This is a genomic window from Mesorhizobium sp. M2A.F.Ca.ET.067.02.1.1, from assembly GCF_004023285.1.
GTDB lineage: Bacteria > Pseudomonadota > Alphaproteobacteria > Rhizobiales > Rhizobiaceae > Mesorhizobium.
The window spans coordinates 1-5,401 of record NZ_RZSB01000412.1; the positions used below are offsets into that span (position 1 = coordinate 1).

A 5,401-nucleotide genomic window follows, 5' to 3' on the forward strand; every position below is an offset into this window, starting at 1 on the left:
ACCTGACAGAGTCGCACGCCGGCAACGGTGGCAGCGCCAGCAGGATCCAGGTGAAGCGAAGAGCAACGGCTCGGCTTGCTTCACCGCGATGGAAAAGATTCAGATCACATCGCCGCATCGAACCCCGCCCGACCAGGACGGTCGGGCGTTGTGCATCGCAGCGCCGAACGCACCGCACCGCACAAAGCCGCGGGTCCTCCCGGGCCCAAAACCGTATGCGGGACGGCGTAGCGCTGGCTCGCTCCAGTCTGACGGGTTTTTCGGAGCCTAAAGACGTGGCTAAAGAGCAGCCTAAAGAGCGCTAAAGACATGCAGCCCACGATGTCGAAGGGCGACTTCGCGCGGCATATCAACGTCACGCCGGGTCGCGTGAGCCAGTACATCTCGGCCGGGATGATCGGCAAGGATGCGCTCGAAGGCGAAGGGCGTTCGGCCAAGATCATCGTCTCGAGGGCGATCGAGCAGATCAGGCAGCGCCGCGACATCAGCCAGGCGCTCAACAATGGCCTCTCGACCCGTCTCGACCTCGACGAGCCGGGAGAAGCTGCCGACGCCGGCGACCTCCTCCCCGCCGGCGCCGGCAAGCCTTCGAGCGAGCCGCTCAAGCCGCAGACGGTCGACGACGAGATCAAGCAGGAGCGCCTGCAGTCGGAACGACGGCGCAATCGCGTCGCGGCGCAGGAAGAGGCGGAGAAGCTCGGCCGCCTGGTCGATGCCGGGACCGTCAGGGCCGAGATGGCAAAGCTGGCGCAGGCTGTCGACGACGAGAATGCCGGCATGCTCGCCGATTTCGCCACCGCGATCGCGGCGCAGTTCAGCATCCCGCAGCGCGACGTGCTGCACCTGCTGCGCCGGATCCGCAACGAGAAGAAGGCCGCCGCGGCCGACCGGGCCCGGCGCCGCGCCGCCAGCCTGCCGGAGCGCGTCGAGATGATCGTCGAGGGCAACGCCGCGTGACCGCGCACTTCGTCCAGGTCGCCAACGCAGAACGCATCGCGGCCGAGGTGCTGGCCGAGATCATGGCGCCGCCGCCGCCGGTCGACTACCTGCGCTGGGCCGAAGACAACATCGTCTTTTCCGAGCGCGAAAGCCCGCTGCCCGGCCCCTACAACCGGGACCTGTTCTTCTACTTCGACGAGATACTGCGCTCGCTCTCGCCCGACGATCCCTGCCGCATCGTCTCGGTCCACAAGTCGGCGCAGCTCGGCGGCACGGTGCTCGCCAACATCTTCTGCGGCGGCTCGCTGGCCATGGACCCGGGGGATTTCCTCTACGTCCATCCGACCGAGAACAACGCGCAGCGCTGGTCTAAGATGAAGCTGGCGCCGATGCTGAAAGGCACGCCGGCGCTGACAAAGCTGTTCCCGATGAAGGCCCGCGACGGCTCCGATTCGGTGCTCTACAAGGAACGTATCGACGGCCGCGGCGCCATCCAGATCTCCGGCGCCAACTCGCCGGCGTCGCTCTCGCAGGTGACGATGAAGCGCCAGGTGCAGGATGACCTGGCCAAATGGGAGATGAACAACGCCGGAGACCCGGAGACGCAGGCCGACTCGCGCTCCCAGGCGCATGAGTTCGCCAAGATCTTCAAGATCTCGACGCCCTTGGTCTCGCCCGGCTGCCGCATCACCAAGAATTTCGAGGACGGCAGCCAGGAAAGCCTTCATCTCCCCTGCCCGCACTGCGGCCACATGCAGACGCTGGAGTGGGAGAATTTTCTGGCTAACCTCGACGAGGAGCAGCCGGAGCGCTCGCACTTCACCTGCGTCGATCCGGAATGCGGCGGCATCATCGAGGAGCACGACCGCCCGGCCATGTTCAAGGCCGCGCGCGAGCTCGAGGCCAAGGGCGAGGAAGTCTGGCGCGCCGCCAATCCGAAGGCGCGACGCTTCCACCGCTCGTTCCACCTCTGGTCGGCCTATTCGCTGTTACAGTCGTTCGAGCGCATTGCGCGGGCCTGGCTCAACGCCCGCGGCGATCCGGCCTCGGAACAGACCTTCTTCAACGACGTCGTCGGCCGCGCCTACAAGACGCTCGGCGAGGCGCCGCCCTGGGAGTCGCTTCGCGACCGCGCCGCCGAATCCGACTATCCGCGCGGAACCATCCCGGTCGGTTATCCGATCGTGACGGCCGGCATCGACTGCCAGGCCGACCGCGTCGAATGGCAGGTGGTCGCCTGGGCGCGCGATTTCCGCCGCGCCGTCGTCCAGTATGGCGTGTTTCCCGGCCACATCTCGTCGAAGGAATGCTGGGAATTCCTCGACGGGCTCACCAAACAGACCTTCGTCAACGGCTACCGCCGCAGGATCGGCATCGACATGCTGGCGATCGACGGCAACGCCTGGACCGAGGATGTCTGGGGCTGGGCCAAGCGCCATCCTTCGTCGAAGGTGATCATGGTGCGCGGCGTGCCGTCGGAATCGGCGGCGCTGATCGCCAGGGTGAAGAAGGAGCGCAACAAGGCCGGCAAGCTGCTCGCCTATTCGAAGCGCTTCTACAACTTCGCCACCTCGGTGCTGAAGATGGGCCTTTACCGCAACCTGGTGAAGGCCGACCCGCTGGAGCGCGGCTTCGTCGCCCTGCCCAAGGGCCTCGAGGATGAGTATTTCAAGCAGCTGACCGCCGAGACGCGGCGGGCGAAGCGGCTCAAGACCGGCTTCATCGCCTATGAATGGGTGAAGGATCCGGCGCAGGCCAATGAAGGCCTCGACACACATCTGCAGGCCGAGGCCGCCGCGATCAAGCTCGGCCTGCGCGCCATGCCCGACCGGCTCTGGGACCGCTACGAGGCCGAACGCGAGACGCCGGCACCGGAAGGCGCGCAGCTCGACCTCGAAGACATGCTTAGCGCGCCGGCGGCCTCGCCGCAAAAGGCATCGGCCGCCGCGCCATCTCCCGCCAAGCCGGTTGCTCCAAAGCCTCCGGCCAAATCTCAACCCCGGGCGAAAGTCCGCCGCAGCTCATGGATGACCGATGGCTGATGCAGCGACGATCACGACCAGGCTCGAGCAGCTAAAAAAGGCACGCGACACGGGCGTGCTCACCGTCAAGCATGGCGAGGCGCTGACGACGTTCCGCACCCTGGCAGAGATCGAGAAGATCATCAGCCAGCTTGAAAGCGACCTTGCCGCCGCCAGCGGCTCGCCGCGCAAGCGTCTGCGCTACGCCTACCAGTCCGGCAGGGGCTATTGAGCATGTCGCTGCTTTCGCGGCTTTCCAGCGGCTTCCGCGGCATGGTTGGCTTTGCGCCGCGGCCGCAACCGTTCGACGCCGGCAAGAACGTGCGCCGCATGCGCTCGGTGCCGACGTCGACGGTCGCGATCAACAGCCTGATCCGCCAGTATGGCCGCACGGTGTTGGCGCGCTCTCGCTATCTTGCGGCCAACAATCCGGAAACCGTGCAGGCCAAGCGGGTCTATGTCGCGGCCTTGGTCGGCACCGGCATCAAGCCGTCGTCGCTGGTCCAGGACAATCCGGCGCTAAAGAAGGAAATCCAGCTCGCCTGGTTCGACTGGACTGACGAGAGCGATGCCGACGGCCTGACCGATTTCTATGGCCAGCAGACGATCGTCGCCGGCGAGATGTTCGAGGCTGGCGAATGCTTCGTGCGGCTGCGCGCCCGCCGCGTCGAGGATGGGCTGACCGTCCCGTTCCAGCTTCAGCTGCTGCCAGCGGAGATGCTCGATCTCGCCGACAACCGCGATCTTGGCAACGGCAATCGCGTCGAGATGGGCATCGAGTTCGATGCTATCGGCCGTCGCGTCGCCTACCATTTCTGGCGCCAGCATCCTGGCGCGGACCAGACCTTCGGCAACCTTGCCGGCCTGAAGACGGTCGTGCCGGCGGAAGAGGTCCTGCATCTCTTCAAGCCGGTGCGTGCCGGCCAGATCCGCGGCATCCCGCATATCCTGTCGTCGATCATCGTCACGGCGATCCATGATTCGTATAATGACGGCGAACTCGAGCGCAAGCGCACGGCCTCGCTCTTCGGCGCCTTCATCACCAGCGACGCGCCGGAAGAGGATTCGCCGCTTGTCGACGGCGAAAAGCAGGCCGAAACCGATGGCGTCGCTAACGGTGTCGCCCTTGAGCCCGGCGCAACCGTCAAGCTCGACCCCGGCGAGGATGTCAAGTTTGCCGAGCCGGCGGATGTCGGCGGCAATTACGAGGCGTTCCAGTACCGCAATTTCCTGGCCAGGGCGGCCGGCATGGGTGTGCCCTATGCCGACATGACGGGCGATCTGAGGCAATCGAGTTACGGTTCGCAGCGCGGCGGCATGATCACCTTCAAGCGCAGCATCGAGCCAGACCAGCACGCCATCATGGTGTTCCAGTTCTGCCGTCCGATCTGGAAGCGGTTCATCAACGATGCCGTCCTCGTTGGCGCGATCACCGTCTCCCTGGCCGCGTTCCAGGCACGTGCGCGCGATTTCCTGCGCGCCAAGTGGATCACACCGAAATGGGACTGGATCGATCCGCTCAAGGACCTGATGGCTGAGGTGCTGGCGGTAAAGGCCGGCTTCAAGGCGCGCTCCGACGTCATCGAGGCGATGGGCGACGATCCGGAGGAAACCGACGCGCGTATCGCCGCCGACAAGGCGCGCGAGGAAAGGCTCGGCCTCGATTTTGCCGAAAGCCAGTTCATGAACCAGGCGCTGTCGACGGCGCTCCAACCCGATCCACCACCCGCACAGGACAACCAGAATGGCGCATGACATCAGCCGTGTGCTGCGGGCCTTCGCCATGCAGCCGCTGTTCATCGAGCCTATCAAGGGGCAGCAGATTGCCGAGATTCTTGCCTTTCGCGCGGAGCACGGCCGGCGCTCGGAAGCCTTCACTGATACGCCGGCCGAACAGCCGGACGCCTCGGTCCAGAACGGCAATGTCGCGATCCTGCGCCTCTTCGGGCCAATCCTGCCGCGTGCCGAGGCTATCACCGACATTAGCCAACCGGCTGCCTTGCTCTCACGGTTCCAGGCTGCCTTCAGAGCCGCGGCCAACGATCCGAACGTCTCGGCGATCGTGATCGACATCGACAGCCCCGGCGGCCAAGCCGACCTGGTTCCGGAAACCGTCGCCATGATCCGTGCATCGCGCCGCGATGGTCGCCCGATCGTTGCCATCGCCGATACGCTTGCCTGTTCGGCGGCATACTGGATCGCCTGCGGCGCCGATTCGATCTCGGTGACACCGTCCGGCATGGTCGGTTCGATTGGCGCCTATGTCGTGCACCAGGATGTGAGCGAGGCGCTCGCCGCCGAAGGCATCAAGGTGACCTACATCTTCGAGGGAGCCCGCAAGATTGAGGGCAACCCGTTCGAGCCGCTCGACGCTGCCGCCAAGGCCTGGCTGCAGGGCATCGTCAAGGACTGCTACGACATGTTCGTCTCCGACGTCGCCA

General features: G+C 65.5%; 5 protein-coding genes. All 5 read left to right on the top strand.

Annotation, left to right across the window (positions count from 1 at the left end; translation table 11 throughout):
• The first annotated feature begins 309 nt into the window (after positions 1–309).
• Positions 310–957, top strand: a complete 648-nt coding sequence (locus EOA28_RS23610) for a hypothetical protein (RefSeq protein ID WP_128315330.1) — start codon at positions 310–312, stop codon at positions 955–957.
• On the top strand, positions 954–2,981 hold the full coding sequence (locus EOA28_RS23615; RefSeq protein ID WP_128315331.1) for a terminase gpA endonuclease subunit: 2,028 nt from the start codon (positions 954–956) through the stop codon (positions 2,979–2,981). Before EOA28_RS23610 ends, EOA28_RS23615 begins: the two co-directional genes overlap by 4 nt.
• Positions 2,974–3,192 (top strand): hypothetical protein, encoded by a 219-nt coding sequence (locus EOA28_RS23620; RefSeq protein WP_128315332.1) that lies wholly within the window; start codon positions 2,974–2,976, stop codon positions 3,190–3,192. The genes EOA28_RS23615 and EOA28_RS23620 overlap by 8 nt, the downstream gene beginning before the upstream one ends.
• A 2-nt stretch (positions 3,193–3,194) precedes the next feature.
• Positions 3,195–4,715 (top strand): phage portal protein, encoded by a 1,521-nt coding sequence (locus tag EOA28_RS23625; protein ID WP_128315333.1) that lies wholly within the window; start codon positions 3,195–3,197, stop codon positions 4,713–4,715.
• The coding region (locus tag EOA28_RS23630; protein ID WP_148670820.1) for a S49 family peptidase at positions 4,705–5,401 on the top strand (697 nt) is incomplete at its 3' end. The genes EOA28_RS23625 and EOA28_RS23630, both read left to right, overlap by 11 nt.